The following is a 19,444-nucleotide window of genomic DNA, read 5'->3' on the forward strand; positions in this document are numbered from 1 at the left end:
TCGGCGGTCACCGCGGCACGGCCGGGGCGGCGAGGCGGTCGAGGTAGCCGTCCCGCAGCAGCAGCCAGATCGTGGGCAGCGCGGGCGGACGGGGGAGCAGCCCGGCCTCGACCGTGAACCGCACTCCGCCGCCGGGGCCGCCCGGCGCGGGCGGCGACAGCGCGGCGGTCACCGTGAACGCCCTGGCGACCCGGTACCGGTGGTAGCCGGACGGGCTCCGCCGCGCGACGGGCGGCAGGCCCCGCCGGGCGAACGGGACGCCGGACGGGAACAGCACCGACCCGCTCTCCTGCCCGAACGCGTCGACCGCCGTGCCCGGTGCCAGCGGGTAGGCGACCGGGGCCCCGCCGCCGGCGGCGATCCTGGCGCGCGCGTCGGCGGCGAGCGCGGCGGCGCGCGCCGCGGCGTCGCGTTCCGCCGCCGGGTCCAGCGTCTGGACGGGGCGCCGCTGCTCGCGCGCGCCGCCGACCAGCTCCCCGTACAGCCAGCGGCACGCCTCGTCCTCGGTGGCGAACTCGGCGGCGACGCGCGCCCGCTCGAACTCCACGACGCCGCCGCTGAACGCGCGGGCGCCGCGCGCTATGACGTAGTAGCCGGTCGTCGTCCCGGCGGGAGGGCGCGGCCGGTCCGGCAGGACGAAGAGGTCCGCCGGAACCCGGGCGCGGGCGAGCGCGAGGCGCAGCCGCTGGAACGTGACCGCGGTGCCCACCCAGTCGGCGGGCACCGGCGCGCCCTCGGTCCCGCCGGGCACGGCGGGCTGCGCCTGCGCGGCCTGCCGCCGGTCCTGCTCGCGCAGCCGCGACCGCAGGTACGACCAGCCGACCGCGCCCGCGCACAGCACCGCCGCGACGCACAGGCCCGCGACGACCTTCATCAGGTTCTCGTCGAAGGTGCGGCGGGTGCGCTGCGGCCCGAACAGCAGGGCGTCGCGGAGCCGGCGGCGCCGCACCGCCACCGATTCCAGCAGCTGCGTGTCGTAGTCGCGTACCAACGCCGCCTCAGCCGGATGTGACCGCGCCCCGGCGCGGCGCCCGGGTCAGATGCCCTGGACGGCCGCGCTCGCCTTGCTCAGCGTCGTGCCCGCGATCTCGTCGTTCTTCTCCAGCGTCGCCTTCACCAGCCGGATGATCTCGCGGGTCTCGTTGGCCGCGTTGTGCCACTTGAGCTCCTTCGCGCGGTACTCGTCCGACACGCCGGTGGCCTCGAAGTCGGCGAGAGCGGCCTTGACGTCGGTGTCCCGTGTGCCGATCAGCTGCTCCAGCCGCCCCACGATCCGCTGGATGTTGGCCTGGGCCTCCGCCGAGGCGCCGGTGTCGTAGCTGCGCCGTCCGGTGTCTCCCACGTTCGGGTCCTTCCTCGGGTCCGACGGGTGTCAGGCGCGGAACTTCGCGCCGTCGAAGTTGGCGGCCGACATCGAGCGCCGGCCCTCGTCCGCCATCTCCTGATCGCCGGACGCGAACGCCTTCTCCATTCCGAGCTGCCCGGTGTTCACCCTGTTCAGGCCACCTTTCAGATCAGCGATGATCTGGTCAGAGTGCGCCTTGAAATTGTCGAACGCCGCTTTTCCCGCACCATTGAACCTGCCCGCCAGCGGCTCGGCCGCCACGATCAGCTCCTTGACCAGCGCGGCGAGCTCCTCGCCGCGGTCCCCGGTGTTCCTGGCCAGCGTGACCAGCGTTTCCTGCCCCTGATCCCAGCGTCCCACGGTCCCCTCACCTGCCCCGTCGGTGTGTCCTTCATGTCTAGGTTCCCGGTGAAATCGCCAATGACGATAGTCGGTTCCCGTCCGCGTCGTGGCCGGAGCTGACAGAAGGACCGGGGAATATCCCGGTTTCGGTCCGGTGAAACTAGCGCTCGCGCCAGGCGTTGGTTATGGGGAGGCGGCGGTCGCGGCCGAAGTTCTTCGGAGTGATCTTGGGGCCGGGCGGGTACTGGCGGCGCTTGTACTCGGCGATGTCGACCAGCCGGATGACGCGGTCGACGAGGGCGGGGTCGTGCCCGGCGGCGAGGAGGGCGGCGCGGCCCATGTCGCGTTCGACGTAGTCGGTGAGGAGCGGGTCGAGGACGGTGTACTCCGGCAGGCTGTCGACGTCGCGCTGGCCGGGGCGCAGCTCGGCGGACGGCTCCTTCCGGATGATCGCCTCCGGGATCGGCTCCTCGGCGAACAGGTGCAGGAACGGCGACGACTTCCCCGCCTGGGTGTTGCGCCAGCGGGCCAGCTCCCAGACGGTGAGCTTGAAGACGTCCTTGATCGGGCCGAAGCCGCCCGCGGAGTCGCCGTAGAGGGTGGAGTAGCCGGTGGCCAGCTCGCTCTTGTTGCCGCCGGTCAGGACGAGGTGCCCGTGCTCGTTCGACATGGCCATCCACACGTTGGCGCGGATCCGGGCCTGGAGGTTCTCGGCGGCGAGCCCGTGCAGGTCGAGCTGCTCCTCGAACGCCTCGACCATGCGCGCGATGGGGACGGTCCGCGCGTTCAGCCCCTGCCGCTTGACGAGCTCCTCCGCGTCGACGACCGAGCCCTCGGAGGAGTAGCGGCTCGGCAGCAGGATGACGTGCACGTTCTCCGGGCCGATGGCGTCGGACGCGAGCGTCGCGACGAGCGCGGAGTCGATGCCGCCGGACAGGCCGAGCACCACCGAGCGGAACCCGTTCTTGCGGACGTAGTCGCGCGTCCCGAGGACGAGCGCCGCGTACACCTCGGCGAGGTCGTCGAGGGGCTCGGCGACGGTCTGCGGCTCGACCGGGTAGGCGGGCAGCGGGTCGGGCGACAGGACGAGCCGGTCGACGGTGATCGTGGTGCCGTCCAGCGCGTCGACGGGGGTGCGGCCCGGCTCGGCGGACGGGTCGGCCGCGGGCAGCGCGAGGTCGGACACGAGGAGGTGCTCGGTGAACTGGGGCGCGCGGGCGAGCGGCGTGCCGTCCGCGCCGACGATGACCGAGTCGCCGTCGAAGACCAGTTCGTCCTGGCCGCCGACCATGTTGACGTAGGCGAGGGCGCAGCCCGCCTCGCGGGCGCGCCGGGCGCACAGGTCGAGGCGGACGTCGTCCTTGTTCCGCTCGTACGGGGACGCGTTCAGCGCGAGCAGCAGCCCGGCCCCGGCGGCGCCGGTGACGCTGACCGGGCCGCCGTCCTGCCAGAGGTCCTCGCAGACGACGGTCGCGACGTCCACGCCGTGCACCCGGACGACGGGCAGCCGGTCGCCGCGCACGAAGATCCGGTACTCGTCGAACACGCCGTAGTTCGGGAGGTGGTGCTTGGCCGAGCGGACCAGCACCTCGCCGCCGTGGAGCCAGGCGGCCGCGTCGAGCGGGGCGCCCGCGGGCTGGCCCGAGCGGACGAGGCCGACCGTGCGGCGGTCGAGGTAGCCGGTGACGACGGGCAGGCCGCCGAGGCCCTCGTCGGCGAGCCGCCGGGCGAGCGCCGCGAGGGCCCGCTGGGACGCCTCGACGAACGACGCGCGGAGCGCGAGGTCCTCCACCGGGTAGCCGGTCAGCGCCATCTCGGGGAAGGCGACCAGGTGCGCGCCCGCGTCGGCGGCGCGCCGCGTCCACTGCACGATCTTGTCGGCGTTGCCGCCGAGGTCGCCGACGGTCGGGTTCACCTGCGCGAGCGCGATCCTGAGCTGTGCCACGGTCCAAGGATAGATCGCGCGAACCCGTTTCGTCACTCTGACGAAAAGGCGGCCGCCAGCGCGGCGGCGCGGCGCCGCCGGATCGCGGGGCCGAGCGCGGCCACCGCGACCGCCGCGCCGACGGCGAGGCCCGTGCAGGTCAGCCACAGCGCGGGCGCCCCGCCGAGGCCGAGCAGCTGGGTGCCGCCGAGCGGGGCCAGCAGGAAGCCGCCCGACCACGCCATCCCGTACAGGCCGCTGTAGCGTCCGCGCAGGTCGACCGGGGCGAGGTCGGCGACCACCGCCTGCAGGACGGACGCCGCGGTGATCTCGCCGAGCGTCCACACGAGGACCGTCGCGGTGTACCCGGCCGTGGACGAGGCCAGCGACGTCAGCCCGTAGCCGATCCCGACGCCGACGAACCCGCAGGCCAGCACGAGGCTGTGGTCGCGGCGCGCCAGCCACGCGTTCACCAGCGGCTGGACGATGATGATCAGCACCCCGTTGGCGGCGAACGCGATGCCGTAGTCCTGCGGGCCGAGGCCGTCCTCGCGCATGGCGAGCGGCATCGTCGTCAGCCCCTGCATGAGGACGAACGTGTACACGAGCGAGATCAGCACGTACCCGACCATGACCCGGTCGCGCAGGACGCGCCCGAACCCGGCGAACACCCCGGCGGCGGCGCGGCCGTCGCGCACCCGCGTCTCGGGGATGGCCCGCCAGACCAGCAGCCCGAACGAGGCGCAGGTCAGGGCGTCGATCCAGAACAGCCAGAGGAAGCCCTGCTGCGCGAGCGTCCCGCCGAGCACCATCGCGACGGCCCAGCCGAGGTTGATCGCCCAGAACAGCAGGCCGAACGCGCGGGGCCGGTCCGCGGGCGAGATGATGTCGGCCACCATCGCCTGCGCCGCGGGCCGGTACATGTCCAGCAGGACGCCGAGCAGCAGCGCCGACGCGACGATCGCGGCGATCCCCTGCGCGTAGCCGAGGACCAGCATCGCTGCGCCGGTGCCGACGGTCGCGCAGGTCAGCGTGGCGCGGCGGCCGATCCGGTCGGCGAGCACGCCGCCGAGCAGCGTCCCGCCGAGCGAGCCCGCGCCGAGCACCGCCATGACGAGCCCGGCCTGCGCGAGCGACAGCCCGCGGACGGTCGTGAGGTAGAGGCCGAGGAACGGCTCGACCATGGTGCCGAGCCGGTTGAGCAGCGTGCCCGCCCAGAGCGTCCAGAACGTCCGGGGGAAGCCGCCGACCCGGGGACGCAGGAACGCGGCGAGCCGTCCGGGAGGGGCGGCCGGGGAGCCTTGCAGAGTGGTCACCCGCCGATCGTCCGCGCTGCGGACGGCCCGCGGTAATCATTTAGCCTGGACTAAATGGTCGGGTCGAAATGATCGAGTTCGTGTTCGCCCCGGACGACGTGGCGCGCGTCCGGTTCGCGTTCTCGCCGCTGTGGGAGATGGTGCGCAGCCTGCGGGTCCTCGCCGACCCGTCCGGGCACGCGCTGCACCTGCCGTGGGTGCACGCCGTCCGGCCCCGGCTGCGCGGGCTCGACATGGGGCCGCTGCGGCGGCTCGTCCCGCCCGCCGGGTACATCCCCGACTTCCTCACGCCGCCGCCGTCCAGCCCGCTGCCCGAGCTGGAGGCGGAGCTGGCCGTCGTCCGCGCCACGCCGCCGGAGGTCGTCGCGGACGAGCTGCGCTGGACCGAGCGCGGCGCCCTGCCGTCGCCCGCGCGCCACGCGATGGCCGCCGACCCCGAGCGGACCCTGGAGACGACCGACGCGCTCCTGCGGGCCTACTGGGCGGCGGCCGTCGAGCCGTTCTGGCCGCGCGTCCGCGACCTGCTCGAAGGGGACGTCCTGCGCCGCACGGGCGCGCTCGCCGTGGCGGGCGCGGCGGGCGTGTTCGGCGGCCTGCACGACGCGGTGTCCTGGCGCTCCGGGACGCTCAGCATCGACCGGGACTGGCACTGGCGCGGCGAGCTCGGCGGGCGGGGGCTGCTCCTCGTCCCGAGCGCGTTCGTCTGGCCGCAGGTCTCGGTGATGGTGCCGCCCTACCAGGCGATGCTCAGCTACCCGCCGAACGGCGTCGCGACGCTGTGGGAGGCGCCCGGCCGCGCGCCCGGACGCGGCGACCCGCTCGCCGCGCTGATCGGCCGCCGCCGCGCCGCGCTGCTCACCGCGCTCGCGACGCCCGCCTCCACGACCGAGCTGGCGCGCCGGATGGGCGTGACGGCCGGGGCGGTCAGCCAGCACCTCGGCGTCCTGCGCGCGTGCGGGCTGGTCGCCGGGCACCGGCTGGGGCGCCGCGTCCTCTACGTCCGCACCCCGGCGGGCGACGCGCTCGCGAGCGGGTCCGCGTCGGAGGGAGGGTCAGCGGAGTGAGGCGAGGGCGTCGAGGCGGAGCGGCTCGGGACCGGTGCCCGGCTCGTAGCGGCCGGACTCGGCAAGCCAGTCGAGGTGCGCGCGCGGCGTGTCCAGCAGGACCTTGACGACCTGCGCGGCGGCCGCGCGCTGCGCGGCGGTCAGCTCCAGCCGGTCGAGCATGTCGGGCAGGCGGCGGGCGGCCGTCCAGGCGTCCTCCAGCCGGTCGGCGATCCGGTCGGCGACCAGCGCGGCGGCGCGCGGCGCGTCCAGCCCGTGCGCGGCGGCGAGGACGGCGGGCAGGTCGTGCACGTCGCCGCGGTCGGCCTCCAGGTCGTGCGAGGCGAGGTCGTTGGACCAGGCGACGGCGTCGGCGACGCTGTCGGCGAGGGTCTTCCAGCGCGGGGTGCGCAGCAGCCGGGGCGGGAGCTCGACGCCGAGCACCGGCTCGGCCAGGTGGTACAGGAACGGGCCGCACGCGCGGCGGCGCAGCGACCGGAACTCGGCCTCCGCCGGGACGTGCCGGATCCGCCGGTTCACCGACTCCTCGGCGCAGCCGTCCCGGTGCGCCTCCAACTGCAGCATGAACCGGCGGCGCCACTCGCGGCTCATGTTCGCGGACGTCTCGGCCCACAGCTCGACGAGCGCGGCCTCCAGCGGGCGCGCGCCGGGCCGCGCGTGGCCGCGCCGCATCGCCCGCGTCAGGTCGTCGTAGAGGGCGTGGACGCCGCTGCCGCTGACCGCGAGCGGCGGGTGGTCGAGCGCGTCGTCGAGCGCGAGCGCCCAGGTCAGCCAGCGGGCGAACAGCTCGACCGCGCCGAGCTCGGCGGTCGGGAACACGCGGGCGGCGAGCCGCTCGCAGCGCGCCCGGCCGAGCGGCGAGGTGTCGGGGTCGCCGAGCACGAGGCCCCGGCCGCGCGCCCAGGTCTCCACCCGCGCGCCCAGCCGCCACGACTCGGGATGCATCGCGGACGGGCCGGCCAGCCCGCTCACCCGGTCGGTCATCGAGAGAAGAAGAGAGATGTCCACGACGCGACCCACGTTAATGATCACTGCGTCGGGAACGCATGATCGGCACGTCAATTTTCGGGAAACCGGTGGACGGGCACTGTCAGGAGGGGTGCCGACACCGCCACTGTCGCGGCCGGAACCGCCATGTCATGATCAGGAAAAATGCTCCCCCGGGAGGACACCGTGTCCAGAAGGACCATGTCCGGAAACACCGCGTCCAGAAGCACCGCGTCCAGCAGCACCGCGTCCAGGAGAACCGCGTCCGGAAGAACCGCCCGCTGGGCGCCCGCGGCCGCGCTCGCGGCCCTGGCGCTGACCGCCGCGGCGTGCGGCGGGGACGACGGCGCCACCGTGCAGGGCGTGAAGCTCGTGAAGAAGGGCGCGCTGACCTCGTGCACGCACCTGCCCTACCCGCCGTTCCAGTCCGCGGACAAGAAGACCGGCAAGGTCGTCGGCTTCGACGTGGACATCATCGACCTCGTCGCGAAGCGGCTCGGCGTCACGCAGAAGATCGTCGACACGCCGTTCGAGACGATGAAGACGGGTTCGGCGCTGAATGCCGGGAAATGCGACATTCAGATGGGCGGGATGACCATCAAGCCGGACCGCGTCCGGTTCATGGACGTCTCCGACCCCTATTTCGACGCCACGCAGTCGCTCATGGCGAAGAAAGGCAGCGGCATAAGGTCGCTGGACGACGTCAAGGCCAAGAAGCTCAAGCTCGGCTCGCAGGCGAGCACCACGGGCGAGGACTTCGTCCGCGGCAAGGGCTTCGACCCGCGCTCGTTCGACAACTCCAACGCCGAGCTGGACGGGCTGCGCACCGGCCAGGTGGACGTGATCGTCCAGGACGACCCGGTCGTGCGCGGCTGGCTCAAGGACCCCGCGAACTCCGCGTTCGAGCTCGTCGCCAACCTGAACACCGGCGAGCAGTACGGGATGTGGATGCGCAAGGGCCACAACCCCGCGCTGGTCAAGCTCACCAACCAGGTGATCGCGCAGGCCAGGGCGGACGGCTCGTACAAGCGGATCTACGAGAAGTGGATCGGTCCGCTGCCGCCGGCCGCGGGCGGCGGCTCGTGACGGCCGAGGCCGGGCCGGTCGGCGCGGGCCGATTGTCCCGGCGGCGCCGCAGGCAGGTGTCGCTCGGCGGGCAGTACGCGCTGTTCGCCGTCGTCGTGGTGCTGGTCGTGGCGTTCGCCGACTGGGGGAAGCTGCGGCTCAACTTCGCGAACTGGGACGTCGCCAAGGGCCTGTTCCCCGAGATCATCACGGTCGGGCTGCGCAACACGGCCCTCTACACGGCGGTCGGGTTCGGCATCGGGCTCGCGGGCGGGCTGGTCGTGGCGCTGATGCGGCTGTCGTCCGTCCCGCCGTACCGGTGGTTCGCGACCGTCTACATCGAGGTGTTCCGCGGGCTCCCGCTGCTGCTGATCTTCATCTTCGTGGGCGTCGGCGTGCCGCTGGCCTTCCCCGGGACGAACGTCCCCGGCGGCGCGGCCGGGCAGGCGGGCCTCGCGCTCGGCCTCGCCGCCACCGCCTACCTGGCCGAGACGATCCGCGCGGGGATCGAGGCCGTCCCGACGGGGCAGATGGAGGCGGCGCGGTCGCTCGGCATGTCCTACCCGACGGCGATGCGGTCGATCGTCATCCCGCAGGCGTTCCGGATCGTCATCCCGCCGCTGACCAACCAGCTCGTCCTGCTCTGCAAGGACTCCTCGCTCGTCCTGTTCCTCGGCATCACGCTGGAGCAGCGGGAGCTGACGAAGTTCGGCCGCGACCTCGCCGGGGACGAGGGCAACACGACGCCGATCATCGTGGCGGGGATCTGCTACCTGCTCATCACGATCCCGCTGAGCCTGCTGGCGAGGCGGCTGGAGGCCCGGCGCAAATGACGAGCTTGGACAAGACGCCGGGGAGCGCGATCGAGATCACCGGGCTGCGGAAGGCGTTCGGCGCGACCGAGGTGCTGCGCGGCATCGACCTGCGCGTCGGGGCGGGCGAGGTGGTGTGCGTGATCGGCCCGTCCGGGTCGGGCAAGTCGACGCTGCTGCGCTGCGTGAACCTGCTGGAGGAGCCGTCCGCCGGGACGGTCCGCGTCGCCGGGGCCGAGATCACCGACCCGGACGTCGACATCGACGCCGTCCGCCGCCGGATCGGCATGGTGTTCCAGTCGTTCAACCTGTTCCCGCACCTGACGGCGCTCGGCAACGTCGAGATCGCGCAGCGCAAGGTGCTGCGGCGCGGCAAGGAGGAGGCGCGGCGCGTGGCGCTGGAGAACCTGGAGCGGGTGGGCCTCGCCGGGAAGGTCGGCGCGTACCCGGCGGAGCTCTCCGGCGGGCAGCGGCAGCGCGTGGCGATCGCCCGCGCGCTGGCGATGGGCCCGGCGGTGATGCTGTTCGACGAGCCGACGTCCGCGCTCGACCCGGAGCTGGTCGGCGACGTCCTCGGCGTCATGCGCGGCCTGGCCGACACGGGGATGACCATGCTCGTCGTCACCCACGAGATGGGCTTCGCCCGCGAGGCCGCCGACCGGGTGGCGTTCATGGACGGCGGCCTCGTCGTCGAGGAGGGCCCGCCCGCGCGGGTGATCGACGACCCGGCCGAGGAGCGGACCCGGACGTTCCTGTCCCGCGTCCTCGATCCGGCCGCGGCGCGCGTCGGGGAGGAGGACTAGTCGGATATGTTCCGGTCAGCGCCGTCCGGGGACGGCGCCGCGCGCGTAACGTCCCGGTAACAGCGACCGGGCATACTGCGTGGTAGCAGGGCAGCGTCGAGGGAGAAGGCTTTGGACCGTCAGCAGGAGTTCGTGCTCCGCACGCTGGAGGAGCGCGACATCCGCTTCATCCGGCTGTGGTTCACCGACGTGCTCGGGTTCCTCAAGTCCGTGGCCGTCGCGCCCGCCGAGCTGGAGGGCGCCTTCGGCGAGGGGATCGGGTTCGACGGGTCGGCCATCGAGGGCTTCGCCCGGGTGTACGAGGCCGACATGATCGCCAAGCCGGACCCGTCCACGTTCCAGGTGCTGCCGTGGCGGTCGGAGTCGCCCGGCGTCGGACGCATGTTCTGCGACATCCTCATGCCGGACGGCACGCCGAGCTTCGCCGACCCGCGCTACGTCCTGAAGCGCGCGCTGGCCCGCGCCGCCGACCTCGGGTTCACCTTCTACACCCACCCCGAGATCGAGTTCTTCCTGCTCAACGACAAGCCGGAGGACGGGCGCGAGCCCGAGCCGGCGGACGCGGGCGGCTACTTCGACCACACCCCGCACAGCGCCGCGCACGACTTCCGCCGCAACGCGATCACGATGCTGGAGGCGATGGGCATCTCGGTGGAGTTCAGCCACCACGAGGGCGCCCCCGGCCAGCAGGAGATCGACCTCAGGTACGCCGACGCGCTCACCACCGCCGACAACATCATGACGTTCCGGCTGGTGATGAAGGAGGTCGCGCTGGAGCAGGGCGTGTTCGCCTCGTTCATGCCGAAGCCGTTCACGGAGCACCCCGGCTCAGGCATGCACACGCACATGTCGCTGTTCGAGGGCGACCGCAACGCCTTCTACGAGCCGGGCGCGGAGTACAAGCTGTCCAAGGCGGGACGGGCGTTCATCGCGGGCCTGCTGCGCCACTCCGCGGAGATCACCGCCGTGTGCAACCAGTGGGTCAACTCCTACAAGCGGCTGTGGGGGAACGTCGGGTCGGCGGCGGGCGCCGGGGGAGAGGCCCCGTCGTACATCTGCTGGGGGCACAACAACCGCTCGGCGCTCGTCCGGGTGCCGATGTACAAGCCGCACAAGGGGCACTCGACGCGCATCGAGTTCCGGTCGCTGGACACGGCCGCGAACCCCTACCTGGCGTTCGCGGCGATCCTCGGCGCGGGGCTGAAGGGCATCGAGGAGGGCTACGAGCTGCCGCCCGGCGCCGAGGACGACGTCTGGGCGCTCACCGTCGCCGAGCGCCGCGCCCTCGGCATCGAGCCGCTCCCGCAGAACCTCGACGAGGCGATCCACGCGATGGAGCGGAGCGAGCTGATGGCCGACATCCTCGGCGAGCACGTGTTCGACTTCTTCCTGCGCAACAAGCGGCAGGAGTGGGAGGACTACCGCCGCCAGGTGACCGAGTTCGAGCGCAAGCGGCTGCTCGCCGTCCTGTGACCGGGGCCGTCCGGTCTACGGTGGAGCGGTGACCGGGTCCCGCACGCCAGAGCGCCGATCGTCCCTCGCCGGACGGCTGGCGAGGCTCGGCTTCACCGCCGCCGCCCGCGCCGAGCGGCTGCTGCTGGACGCCGAGCGCGGCGGCTTCGCGCCCGGCGACGACCTCCTCGACGCGCTCGGCGGCACCGCCGACCCCGACCTCGCGCTGCACGGGCTGCTGCGGCTGTTCGAGGCCGCCGACGCCCACGGCGTCGGCGCCGAGCTGCGGGACGCGCTGCGCGCCGAGCCCGGGACGCGGGAGCGGCTCACCGCCGTCCTCGGGGTGAGCGCGGCGCTCGGCGACCACCTCGCCCGGCATCCGGGGCACTGGGAGGTGCTGCGCGACGGCCGTGACGGGCCCGCCGGGAGCCCCCGCTACGACCTGCTCGCGGCGGTCGGCGCCGACCCGACGGCGGCGGAGCCGGTGGCGTCCGGGTGCGGGCCGCGGGCGCTGGTCGCGCTGCGCGTCGCCTACCGCAGGCGGCTGCTCGCCCTCGCCGGCCGCGACCTGATCGGCGTCGCCGACGTCGCGGACGTCGCCGCCGAGCTGGCCGACCTCGCCGCCGCCGCGCTGGAGGCGGGGCTCGCGGTCGGCCGCGCCGAGGTCCCCGAGCACCGGACGTGCCGGCTCGCCGTGATCGGCATGGGCAAGTGCGGGGCGCGCGAGCTGAACTACGTCAGCGACGTCGACGTGGTCTTCGTGGCGGAAGCGCGGGACGGCGCGGACGAGGACTCCGCCCTGCGCGCCGCGACCCGGCTGGCGTCGGCGATGATGCGGGCCTGCTCGTCCTCGACGGAGGAGGGCGCGCTCTGGGAGGTGGACGCCGCCCTGCGCCCCGAGGGGAAGGCGGGGCCGCTCGTCCGGACGCTCGCGAGCCACCGCGCCTACTACGGGCGGTGGGCCAAGACGTGGGAGTTCCAGGCGCTGCTGAAGGCCCGTCCGGTCGCGGGCGACGCCGGCCTCGGCGCCCGCTACCTCGACGCGATCACCCCGATCGTGTGGGACGCGGCCGAGGGCGAGAGCTTCGTCGAGGACGTCCAGGCCATGCGCCGCCGCGTGGAGGCCGACCTGAACCAGCGCACCGCCGACTCCGAGCGGCAGCTCAAGCTAGGGCCGGGCGGGCTGCGGGACGTGGAGTTCGCCGTCCAGCTCCTCCAGCTCGTGCACGGCCGGGCCGACGGGACGCTCCGCGCCCGCGCCACCCTGGACGCGCTCGCCGACCTGTCCCGGGGCGGCTACGTCGGGCGCGACGACGCGGCGGCGCTGGCCTCGGCGTACCGGTTCCTGCGGCGGGTGGAGCACCTCGTCCAGCTGCACCGGCTGCGGCGGACCCACCTCGTCCCGGACGACGAGGCCGACCTGCGCCGCCTCGGCCGGGCGCTCGGGCTGCGCACCGACCCGGTGGGGGAGTTCACCGCGCTGTGGCGGCGGCACGCCCGCGAGGTCCGCCGCATCCACGAGAAGCTGTTCTACCGTCCGCTGCTGCGGGCCGTGGCGCGGCTGCCGGGGGAGGAGGCGCGGCTGACGCCGGAGGCGGCCCGCGCCCGGCTGGAGGCGCTCGGCTACGCCGACCCGGCGGGCGCGCTGCGCCACATCGAGGCGCTGACGTCCGGGGTGTCGCGGCGGGCCGCGATCCAGCGGACGCTGCTGCCGGTCATGCTCGGCTGGTTCGCCGACGCCCCCGACCCGGACGCGGGCCTGCTCGGGTTCCGGCAGGTCAGCGACGCGCTCGGCACCACCCCCTGGTACCTGCGGCTGCTCCGCGACGAGGTGACCGTCGCCGAGCGGATGGCCTGGGTCCTCGGCTCCAGCCGGTACGCGACGGACCTGCTGCTGCGCGCCCCGGAGGCGGTCGCGATGCTCGGCAGCGACGGCGACCTGTCCCCGCGCCCGGCCGCCGGGCTGCGCGCGGAGCTGCTCGCGGCGGTCCGGCGGCACACCGAGGGCGGCTCCGGGCGCGCGCCGCAGGGGCGGGTGGAGGAGGCGGCCGGGGTGGTCCGGGCGCTGCGGCGGCGGGAGCTGTTCCGGGTGGCGGTCGCCGACCTGCTCGGCCTCGCCGACGTCCGGGCGGTCGGCGAGGCCCTCACCGACATCGCCGCCGGGACCGTCGAGGCGGCGCTGCTCGCCGCCGTCCACAAGATCGAGACGGCGGCGGGGGCGCCACTGCCCACCCGGATGGCCGTCGTCGCGATGGGCCGGTTCGGCGGGCACGAACTCGGCTACGGCAGCGACGCCGACGTGATGTTCGTCCACGACCCGGCGCCCGGCGCGGACGAGACGGCCGCCGGGCGCGCCGCGCACGCCGTCGCCGAGGAGCTGCGCCGCCTGCTGGCGCTGCCCGCGCCCGACCCGCCGCTGGAGATCGACCCGAACCTGCGCCCGGAGGGGCGGCAGGGGCCGCTCGTCCGCACGCTCGCGTCCTACGCCGCCTACTACGCGCGCTGGTCGGAGCCCTGGGAGGCGCAGGCGCTGCTGCGCGCCGACCCGCTGATCGGCGACCCCGGGCTGCGCGAGCGGTTCCGCGCCGTGATCGACCCGGTCCGCTGGCCGCGGGACGGGATCGGCGACGACGCCGTCCGGCAGATCAGGCGGCTGAAGGCGCGGATGGAGTCGGAGCGGCTGCCGCGCGGCGTCGACCGGCGGCTGCACACGAAGCTCGGGCCGGGCGGGCTCGCGGACGTGGAGTGGGTCGTCCAGCTCCTGCAGCTCCGGCACGCCCACGCGGAGCCGGGGCTGCGCACCACCCGCACCCTCGACGCGCTGGACGCGGCGGCCGCCGCCGGGCTCCTGGACGCCGAGGACGCGGCCGTCCTCGCCGAGGCGTGGCGGCTCGCGACCCGCATCCGGGGCGCGGTCATGCTGGTGCGGGGCCGCGCGTCCGACCTGCTGCCGAGCGACCACCACCGGGAGCGCAGCGCGGTCGGCCGCGTGCTCGGCTACCCGAGCCCGGGCGACCTGCTGGAGGACCACCGGCGCCACACCCGCCGCGCCCGCGCCGTCGTCGACCGCGTCTTCTACGGCGCCGACTAGCCGGGCGGGCCGTGCCGGGACGACGCGGCCCGCTAGCAGCCGGAGCGGGTGGCGCCGCCGGTGGCGGCCGAGCCGGGGCTCGCCTTGCCCGGACGCGAGCCGGTGCTCCGCCGCGTGCGCTGCGCGATCCGGTCCGAGACGCGGACCCGCGCGAGGACGAGCGGCGCCGGGCACCTCTCGTAGAGGATCCAGGAGATCCAGAGCGAGCCGCCGATCAGCGCGATCCCGGCGACGGCGTCCAGCACGTAGTGGTTCGCCGTGGACAGGATCACGAACACGGTCGTCACGGGGTAGAGCGCTCCGAGCGCCTTGGCCCATTTCTGCGACGCCAGCTTCACCAGGATGAGGCCGCACCACAGCGACCACCCGGCGTGCATGGACGGCATCGCCGCGTACTGGTTGGTGAGGCTCCCGGACGCGTCGCTGGCGTACAGGCCGAGGGAGTGCAGCGCGGTCACCGGGTCGACGAAGCCCTCGCTGTGCAGGAAGCGCGGCGGCGCCAGCGGGTACTGCCAGAACCCGATCAGCGCCACGCCGGTGGCGAGCATGATCGACGTGCGGAGCCACCGGTAGTACTGCGGGCGGTACCGGTACAGCCAGACCACCACGACGAGCGTCACGGCGAAGTGCATCGTGGCGTAGAAGATGTTGGCGGTGCGGGCGAGCCACGGCACCCCGAGGAGCGTCTGGTTGAGGTGCAGCTCGACGTCCAGCCCCAGGAACCGCTCGGCGCGCAGGATCTGGTCGGCGTGCGCGAACGCGGGCCCGGTGCCGTCCTGAACCAGGACGATGCGCGTCAGCGTATAGCCGGTATAGAAGAGCACGACGAGGAGAAGCTCACGCCACACCGGAGGCGCGGTGAGCAAGCGGCGCCGCATCGTCGCGGCCGGCTTGCGCCGCTCGCCGGACCCGGCCTGGTGGGCCTGGCCTCGGCGGGCTGCTGGGGGGGCGGATTGAGCCATGCTACCTATCTTTGCCGCTGGGCCCCCTCGATGAGATCACCGCGACGAATGGTCTTCATCTCAGCCTTGAGTAGTACGACCCTGATGCGGTATCCGAACTTTCGGGGGAGGGACCGAGGGACCGATCCCTCTCCGCTCCTACCCCCGTCGCGGACCCTTATGGAGTTGATCAGGAGTCAGCATAGGAGGCGCTGGGTAGATCACGATCGCCCCCCGTGATGTGAACGGGGGGACGAATGGGGCAATTTACGGCGATACGCGGCATTGTGGCCGTCGGTGTCGGCGCCCTGGCCGCATCCGGTCTGGCCGCGGGGGCGTCCGGAACGGGCGATCGGCTTGCGGCGGCGCGCGAAACGGTTCCGCGCGCCACGGTCTCGCGCGGCCCGGTCCCCGGCGGGACGGTTCCGGGCGGGAAGATCCCTGGCGGGACGGTTCCGGCCGGAACGAATCCGCGCGGCGGGGTTCCGGCGCCCGTGATCGTCAAGCCGCCGGCCTGGACGCGGTGCAAGGGCCTGCCCCGCCCGGCCCCCGGGACGAAGGCCCCGCGCGGCGGGTTCCGCTGCGCGACGCTGGAGGTCCCCCTCGACTACGCCCGGCAGTCCGCTGGGAAGATCGGGATCGCGCTGGTCAAGGCGCCCGCCGCCGACCGGCGGCACCGGCTCGGCTCGCTGCTGTTCAACTTCGGCGGGCCCGGCGGCGACGGCGTCGACACCCTCGCCCAGGTCGCGGGCGAGTACGCCGACCTCGGCGCCCGCTACGACCTGGTCGGCTTCGACCCGCGCGGCGTCGGCCGCAGCGCCCCGGTGCGCTGCGCCGGGTCCCGGACCCTGGACGACCTGTTCGCCCGCGACGACAGCCCCGACACCCCGGCCGAGGAGAAGGCCTACATGGACGGCCGCGCCGCCTTCACCCGCGGGTGCGCGACCCACTCCGGCAGACTCCTGCCCCACGTCGGCACCGTGAACGCGGCCCGCGACATGGACCTGATCCGCGCCGCGCTCGGCGAGGAGCGCCTCAACTACTTCGGGATCTCCTACGGCACCTGGCTCGGCGGGAACTACGCGCACCAGTTCCCGGGACGGGTCGGCCGCGCCGTCCTCGACGGGGCCGTCGACACCGGCCTGCGCGGCGCCGACCTCGCGCTCCAGCAGGCCGCCGGGTTCGAGCGCGCGCTGCGCGACTTCGGCGCGGCCTGCGCCCGGCTCGGCCCGAAGGACTGCCCGCTCGGGGCGGACGGCCCGGCCGTCGTCGCGTCCACCCGGCGGATCCTCGCGGGGCTCGACGCCAAGCCGCTGCGGACGTCCGGGCGCCGCCGCCACCTGACCCAGAGCCTCGGGACGACCGGCGTCGCCGCCGGGCTCTACTCCAGGGAGGCCTGGCCGTACCTCGCGCAGGGCCTCGTCGACGCGGTCAAGCGCCGCGACGGGTCGCTGCTGCTCATGCTCGCCGACGTCCAGAACGGCCGCCGCGAGAACGGCGCCTACACCGGCCTGACCGCCGCGAACACCGCGATCACCTGCGCGGACGGCACCGACCGCTACTCCCCGGCCGACGTCCGGCGGCTGCTGCCGCGCTTCCGCGCCGCCTCGCCGGCGTTCGGCGCGTCGATGGCCTGGGGGCTGCTCCAGTGCACCGGCTGGCCGGTGAAGGGCGACGACGCGGCCCGCGAGGTTTCCGCCCCGGCGGCGGCGCCGATCCTCGTCGTCGGCAACACCGGCGACCCCGCCACCCCGTACGCGTGGGCGGCGGCGCTCACCCGGAGGCTCGGCGGACGGGCGACGCTCCTCACCCTCAGGGGGGAGGGGCACGGCGCCTACGACACCGGCGACCCGTGCGTCCGCCGGAACGTGCACGCCTACCTCCTCCAGGGGACCGTCCCGGCCGCCGGGACGACCTGCGGCTGAGGCCCGCCCCCGCCACCCGGGCGCGGGGAGCTTTGGCAACATCTGCCTCTTGATCAAGTCGCCGGCATGGACTGGTCTAGACCAATGAGCCGAGGAGAGAGGCTGATGATGAACGGCGGCCGAACCATCGTGTCCATCGCCGCGGCCGCGGCCCTCGCGCTGGCGCTCGCCCCGCCGGTCCGCGCGCAGGCGCCGCCGGGGCCCGCGCGGGGCTGCGACCCGGACGCGCAGCTCGCCCGGATGACCGACGCGGAGAAGGTCGGCCAGATGGTCATGGCCGTCACCGAGGACGGGCCGGACGGAATGCCGGCCGAGCACACCCGCACCGCCATCCAGGACTTGAAGATCGGGTCGGTCATCACGTCCGAGCCGCGCACGCCCGGCCTCGCCGCCCGCTACGCGAACCGGATCCAGGACTGGGCGCGCGGCACCCGGCTCGGCCTGCCGCTGCTCGTCTCCGGCGACTTCGAGTTCGGCACCACGCACAACGTCCGCGAGGGGACGACCCCGCTGCCGAACGCGATGGGCCTCGGCGCGGCCCGCGACCCCGGGCTTGCCCGCGAGGCCGCCGTGATCACGGCGGCGGAGGCCCGCGCGATGGGCTTCCACTGGAACTACGCCCCCGTGTCCGACGTGAACACGAACCCGGCCAACCCGATCATCGGCGTCCGGTCCTTCGGCGAGCGGACCGACCTCGTCGCCGGGCTCGCGGAGGCGCAGGTCCGCGCCTACCGCGCGGCCGGGATGATCGCCACGCCCAAGCACTTCCCGGGGCACGGCGACACCGAGTTCGACAGCCACCTGGAGCTGCCCGCCGTCACCTACGACCGGGCGACGCTCGAAAGCGTCCACCTGCCGCCGTTCGCGCGCGGCATCGCGGCCGGGGCCGACGCGATCATGACGGCGCACGTCATCGTCAAGGCGATCGACCCGGACCTGCCCGCCACGCTGTCCCCCAAGGTGCTGACCGGGCTGCTCCGCGAGCAGATGGGCTTCCGCGGCCTGATCGTCACCGACGCCATGGACATGGACGCGATCGACAAGCACTGGGGCACCCGCCAGGCCACCGTCATGGCCGTCGAGGCCGGGGCCGACGTGATCATGTCGACCGGCGACTACACCGCGCACGTCGAGGCGGTCGGCGCCCTCGCCGACGCCCTCCGCGACGGCTCGCTCAGCCGGGCGCGGGTGGACGAGTCCGTCCGCCGCGTCCTCGCGCTCAAGTGCAAGTACAGGGTGGCCGAACACCGGTACGCCGACCCGCGGCTCGCCGAGAAGGTGTCCGGGAACGCCGCCTTCCAGCGCCGCGCCCTGAAGATGGGCCTCGCCGCGACGACCCTGGTAAAGAACGAGAGCCGCGGTAAGACCGAGGGCCGGGGTGAGGAGGAGGGCCGGGTGCTGCCGTTCGACCCGGACGACGCGGAGCGGACGCTCGTCGCGGGCGTCGTCCAGACCCCGGTGTTCGCCGACGAGATCGCCAAGGTCGCGCGCGGGCCGGTGGAGGGCTGGCAGGCCGCGACCACCGACCCGACCGACGCCGAGATCGCCGAGGCCGTCCGGCGCGCCGGGGCCGCGGACCGGGTCGTCGTCGCGACGTACTCGTCCGGGAAGCTGCCCGCCGGGCAGGCGAGGCTCGTCGAGGCGCTGCGGGCGACCGGGAAGCCGGTGGCGGCGGTCGCGATCGGGCTGCCGTACGACATCGCCTCGTACCCGGACGTCCCCGCCTACATCGCCACCTACGGGACCACTGCCCGGACCCAGCGGATCGACCTGACCATGCACAAGGCCGCCGCCCGGGTCCTGTTCGGCGAGCAGCCCGGCGGACGCCTCCCGGTCACGATCAAGGGCCTCTACCCGTACGGGCACGGCCTGCGCTACTGACCGCCCGTCCGGGTGCGCCGCCCCCTGACCGGCGCACCCGGACCGGCGTGCTCGGGCGGGGTCAGACGACCTGGTCGACCCGCATCGGCTCGCGGAGCGCGTTGCCGACCGTGCAGTACTTCTCGTGCACGCGCTCCGCGACGGCCTTCAGCACGTCGGCGGCCTTGCCGTCGCCCTCGGGGAGCTCCACGTCGTAGGTGACGGTGATCGTCCCGAGCGTGCTCGTCGCGACCTTGTCGGCCTGGACGCGCGCGGCGAGCCGCGCCATCCGGTGCCCGCGCTTCGCCGTCAGCGGCTCCACGGTCACGAGCTCGCAGCCGCCGAGCGCCGCGAGCAGCAGTTCGACCGGCGTGAAGACGCCCTCGGCGTCGCCGTCGCCGATGGCGACCTTCGCGCCCCGCGCGTTGACGGCCTGGAAGCCGTCGTCGGTGCGCTCCACCCTGACCTCGGCCATGACATCCCCTCTGATCGTCTGGTGTCCGCGTGAACAGCGGCC

The 19,444-nt window shown here is 74.3% G+C and carries 16 protein-coding genes; 8 read left to right on the forward strand and 8 right to left on the reverse strand.

What is annotated here, in order from left to right; all coding sequences use genetic code 11:
* Positions 1 to 7: 7 nt before the first annotated feature.
* The 5 genes from ACH01S_RS02360 to ACH01S_RS02380 all read right to left on the reverse strand — a co-directional run bounded on the left by ACH01S_RS02360 (position 8) and on the right by ACH01S_RS02380 (position 4,927).
* The gene (locus ACH01S_RS02360) at positions 8 to 991 is read right to left on the reverse strand and encodes a TNT domain-containing protein (protein WP_067884800.1); all 984 of its coding nucleotides are present in this window, start codon (positions 989 to 991) and stop codon (positions 8 to 10) included.
* A 45-nt stretch (positions 992 to 1,036) separates the two neighbouring features.
* The gene (locus ACH01S_RS02365) at positions 1,037 to 1,342 is read right to left on the reverse strand and encodes a pore-forming ESAT-6 family protein (protein WP_067884802.1); all 306 of its coding nucleotides are present in this window, start codon (positions 1,340 to 1,342) and stop codon (positions 1,037 to 1,039) included.
* A gap of 30 nt (positions 1,343 to 1,372) precedes the next feature.
* Positions 1,373 to 1,705 (reverse strand): hypothetical protein, encoded by a 333-nt coding sequence (locus ACH01S_RS02370; protein ID WP_067884804.1) that lies wholly within the window; start codon positions 1,703 to 1,705, stop codon positions 1,373 to 1,375.
* Positions 1,706 to 1,847: 142 nt separating this feature from the next.
* Positions 1,848 to 3,632, reverse strand: a complete 1,785-nt coding sequence (locus ACH01S_RS02375; RefSeq protein WP_067884806.1) for an NAD+ synthase — start codon at positions 3,630 to 3,632, stop codon at positions 1,848 to 1,850.
* 32 nt (positions 3,633 to 3,664) lie between these two features.
* Entirely contained in the window at positions 3,665 to 4,927 is a 1,263-nt protein-coding gene (locus tag ACH01S_RS02380; RefSeq protein ID WP_148344569.1) for an MDR family MFS transporter, read from the reverse strand.
* A gap of 68 nt (positions 4,928 to 4,995) precedes the next feature.
* On the opposite strand from ACH01S_RS02380, the gene ACH01S_RS02385 reads away from it, so the two are divergent.
* On the forward strand, positions 4,996 to 5,991 hold the full coding sequence (locus tag ACH01S_RS02385) for a winged helix-turn-helix domain-containing protein (protein ID WP_067884808.1): 996 nt from the start codon (positions 4,996 to 4,998) through the stop codon (positions 5,989 to 5,991).
* Here the strand turns inward: ACH01S_RS02385 and ACH01S_RS02390 are convergent.
* On the reverse strand, positions 5,980 to 6,975 hold the full coding sequence (locus tag ACH01S_RS02390) for a terpene synthase family protein (RefSeq protein WP_246236928.1): 996 nt from the start codon (positions 6,973 to 6,975) through the stop codon (positions 5,980 to 5,982). The genes ACH01S_RS02385 and ACH01S_RS02390 overlap by 12 nt on opposite strands.
* 204 nt (positions 6,976 to 7,179) lie before the next feature.
* On the opposite strand from ACH01S_RS02390, the gene ACH01S_RS45075 reads away from it, so the two are divergent.
* The 5 genes from ACH01S_RS45075 (at position 7,180) to ACH01S_RS02415 (ending at position 14,201) form a co-directional block, all read left to right on the forward strand.
* Positions 7,180 to 8,064 carry a substrate-binding periplasmic protein gene (locus tag ACH01S_RS45075; protein WP_067884811.1) on the forward strand — a complete coding sequence of 295 codons (885 nt, stop codon included), beginning with the start codon at positions 7,180 to 7,182 and terminating at the stop codon, positions 8,062 to 8,064.
* On the forward strand, positions 8,022 to 8,876 hold the full coding sequence (locus ACH01S_RS45080) for an amino acid ABC transporter permease (RefSeq protein WP_246236930.1): 855 nt from the start codon (positions 8,022 to 8,024) through the stop codon (positions 8,874 to 8,876). Before ACH01S_RS45075 ends, ACH01S_RS45080 begins: the two co-directional genes overlap by 43 nt.
* On the forward strand, positions 8,873 to 9,658 hold the full coding sequence (locus ACH01S_RS02405) for an amino acid ABC transporter ATP-binding protein (RefSeq protein ID WP_067884813.1): 786 nt from the start codon (positions 8,873 to 8,875) through the stop codon (positions 9,656 to 9,658). The genes ACH01S_RS45080 and ACH01S_RS02405 overlap by 4 nt, the downstream gene beginning before the upstream one ends.
* A gap of 111 nt (positions 9,659 to 9,769) precedes the next feature.
* Positions 9,770 to 11,131, forward strand: coding sequence for a gamma-glutamylpolyamine synthetase GlnA2 (glnA2, locus tag ACH01S_RS02410; protein ID WP_067884815.1), 1,362 nt, complete (start codon positions 9,770 to 9,772; stop codon positions 11,129 to 11,131).
* A gap of 28 nt (positions 11,132 to 11,159) precedes the next feature.
* Positions 11,160 to 14,201, forward strand: coding sequence for a bifunctional [glutamine synthetase] adenylyltransferase/[glutamine synthetase]-adenylyl-L-tyrosine phosphorylase (locus ACH01S_RS02415; protein WP_067884817.1), 3,042 nt, complete (start codon positions 11,160 to 11,162; stop codon positions 14,199 to 14,201).
* Between the two features lie 32 nt (positions 14,202 to 14,233).
* Here ACH01S_RS02415 and ACH01S_RS02420 read toward each other — a convergent pair whose 3' ends face one another.
* Positions 14,234 to 15,163: a phosphatase PAP2 family protein gene (locus ACH01S_RS02420; protein ID WP_246236932.1), complete on the reverse strand. Its 930-nt coding sequence runs from the start codon at positions 15,161 to 15,163 to the stop codon at positions 14,234 to 14,236.
* A gap of 473 nt (positions 15,164 to 15,636) precedes the next feature.
* Between ACH01S_RS02420 and ACH01S_RS02425 the strand changes: the two genes are divergently transcribed.
* Both ACH01S_RS02425 and ACH01S_RS02430 read left to right on the forward strand, forming a co-directional pair.
* Positions 15,637 to 17,067, forward strand: coding sequence for an alpha/beta hydrolase (locus ACH01S_RS02425; RefSeq protein WP_169809192.1), 1,431 nt, complete (start codon positions 15,637 to 15,639; stop codon positions 17,065 to 17,067).
* A gap of 105 nt (positions 17,068 to 17,172) precedes the next feature.
* Entirely contained in the window at positions 17,173 to 18,948 is a 1,776-nt protein-coding gene (locus tag ACH01S_RS02430; RefSeq protein ID WP_169809193.1) for a glycoside hydrolase family 3 protein, read from the forward strand.
* Between the two features lie 61 nt (positions 18,949 to 19,009).
* On the opposite strand, the gene ACH01S_RS02435 is transcribed toward ACH01S_RS02430, so the two are convergent.
* The gene (locus ACH01S_RS02435; RefSeq protein ID WP_067884819.1) at positions 19,010 to 19,402 is read right to left on the reverse strand and encodes an OsmC family protein; all 393 of its coding nucleotides are present in this window, start codon (positions 19,400 to 19,402) and stop codon (positions 19,010 to 19,012) included.
* Between the last annotated feature and the right edge of the window lie 42 nt (positions 19,403 to 19,444).

This window comes from Actinomadura chibensis NBRC 106107, from assembly GCF_001552135.1.
Taxonomy (GTDB): Bacteria; Actinomycetota; Actinomycetes; order Streptosporangiales; family Streptosporangiaceae; genus Spirillospora; species Spirillospora chibensis.

Excerpts from the sequence above, each read along its gene's own strand:
- ACH01S_RS02420 (WP_246236932.1), bottom strand. The coding sequence starts at position 15,163 with ATGGCTCAATCCGCCCCCCCAGCAGCCCGCCGAGGCCAGGCCCACCAG.
- ACH01S_RS45075 (WP_067884811.1), top strand. The coding sequence starts at position 7,180 with ATGTCCGGAAACACCGCGTCCAGAAGCACCGCGTCCAGCAGCACCGCG.
- ACH01S_RS02390 (WP_246236928.1), bottom strand. The coding sequence starts at position 6,975 with ATGACCGACCGGGTGAGCGGGCTGGCCGGCCCGTCCGCGATGCATCCC.
- ACH01S_RS02405 (WP_067884813.1), top strand. The coding sequence starts at position 8,873 with ATGACGAGCTTGGACAAGACGCCGGGGAGCGCGATCGAGATCACCGGG.
- ACH01S_RS02385 (WP_067884808.1), top strand. The coding sequence starts at position 4,996 with ATGATCGAGTTCGTGTTCGCCCCGGACGACGTGGCGCGCGTCCGGTTC.
- ACH01S_RS02430 (WP_169809193.1), top strand. The coding sequence starts at position 17,173 with ATGATGAACGGCGGCCGAACCATCGTGTCCATCGCCGCGGCCGCGGCC.
- ACH01S_RS02435 (WP_067884819.1), bottom strand. The coding sequence starts at position 19,402 with ATGGCCGAGGTCAGGGTGGAGCGCACCGACGACGGCTTCCAGGCCGTC.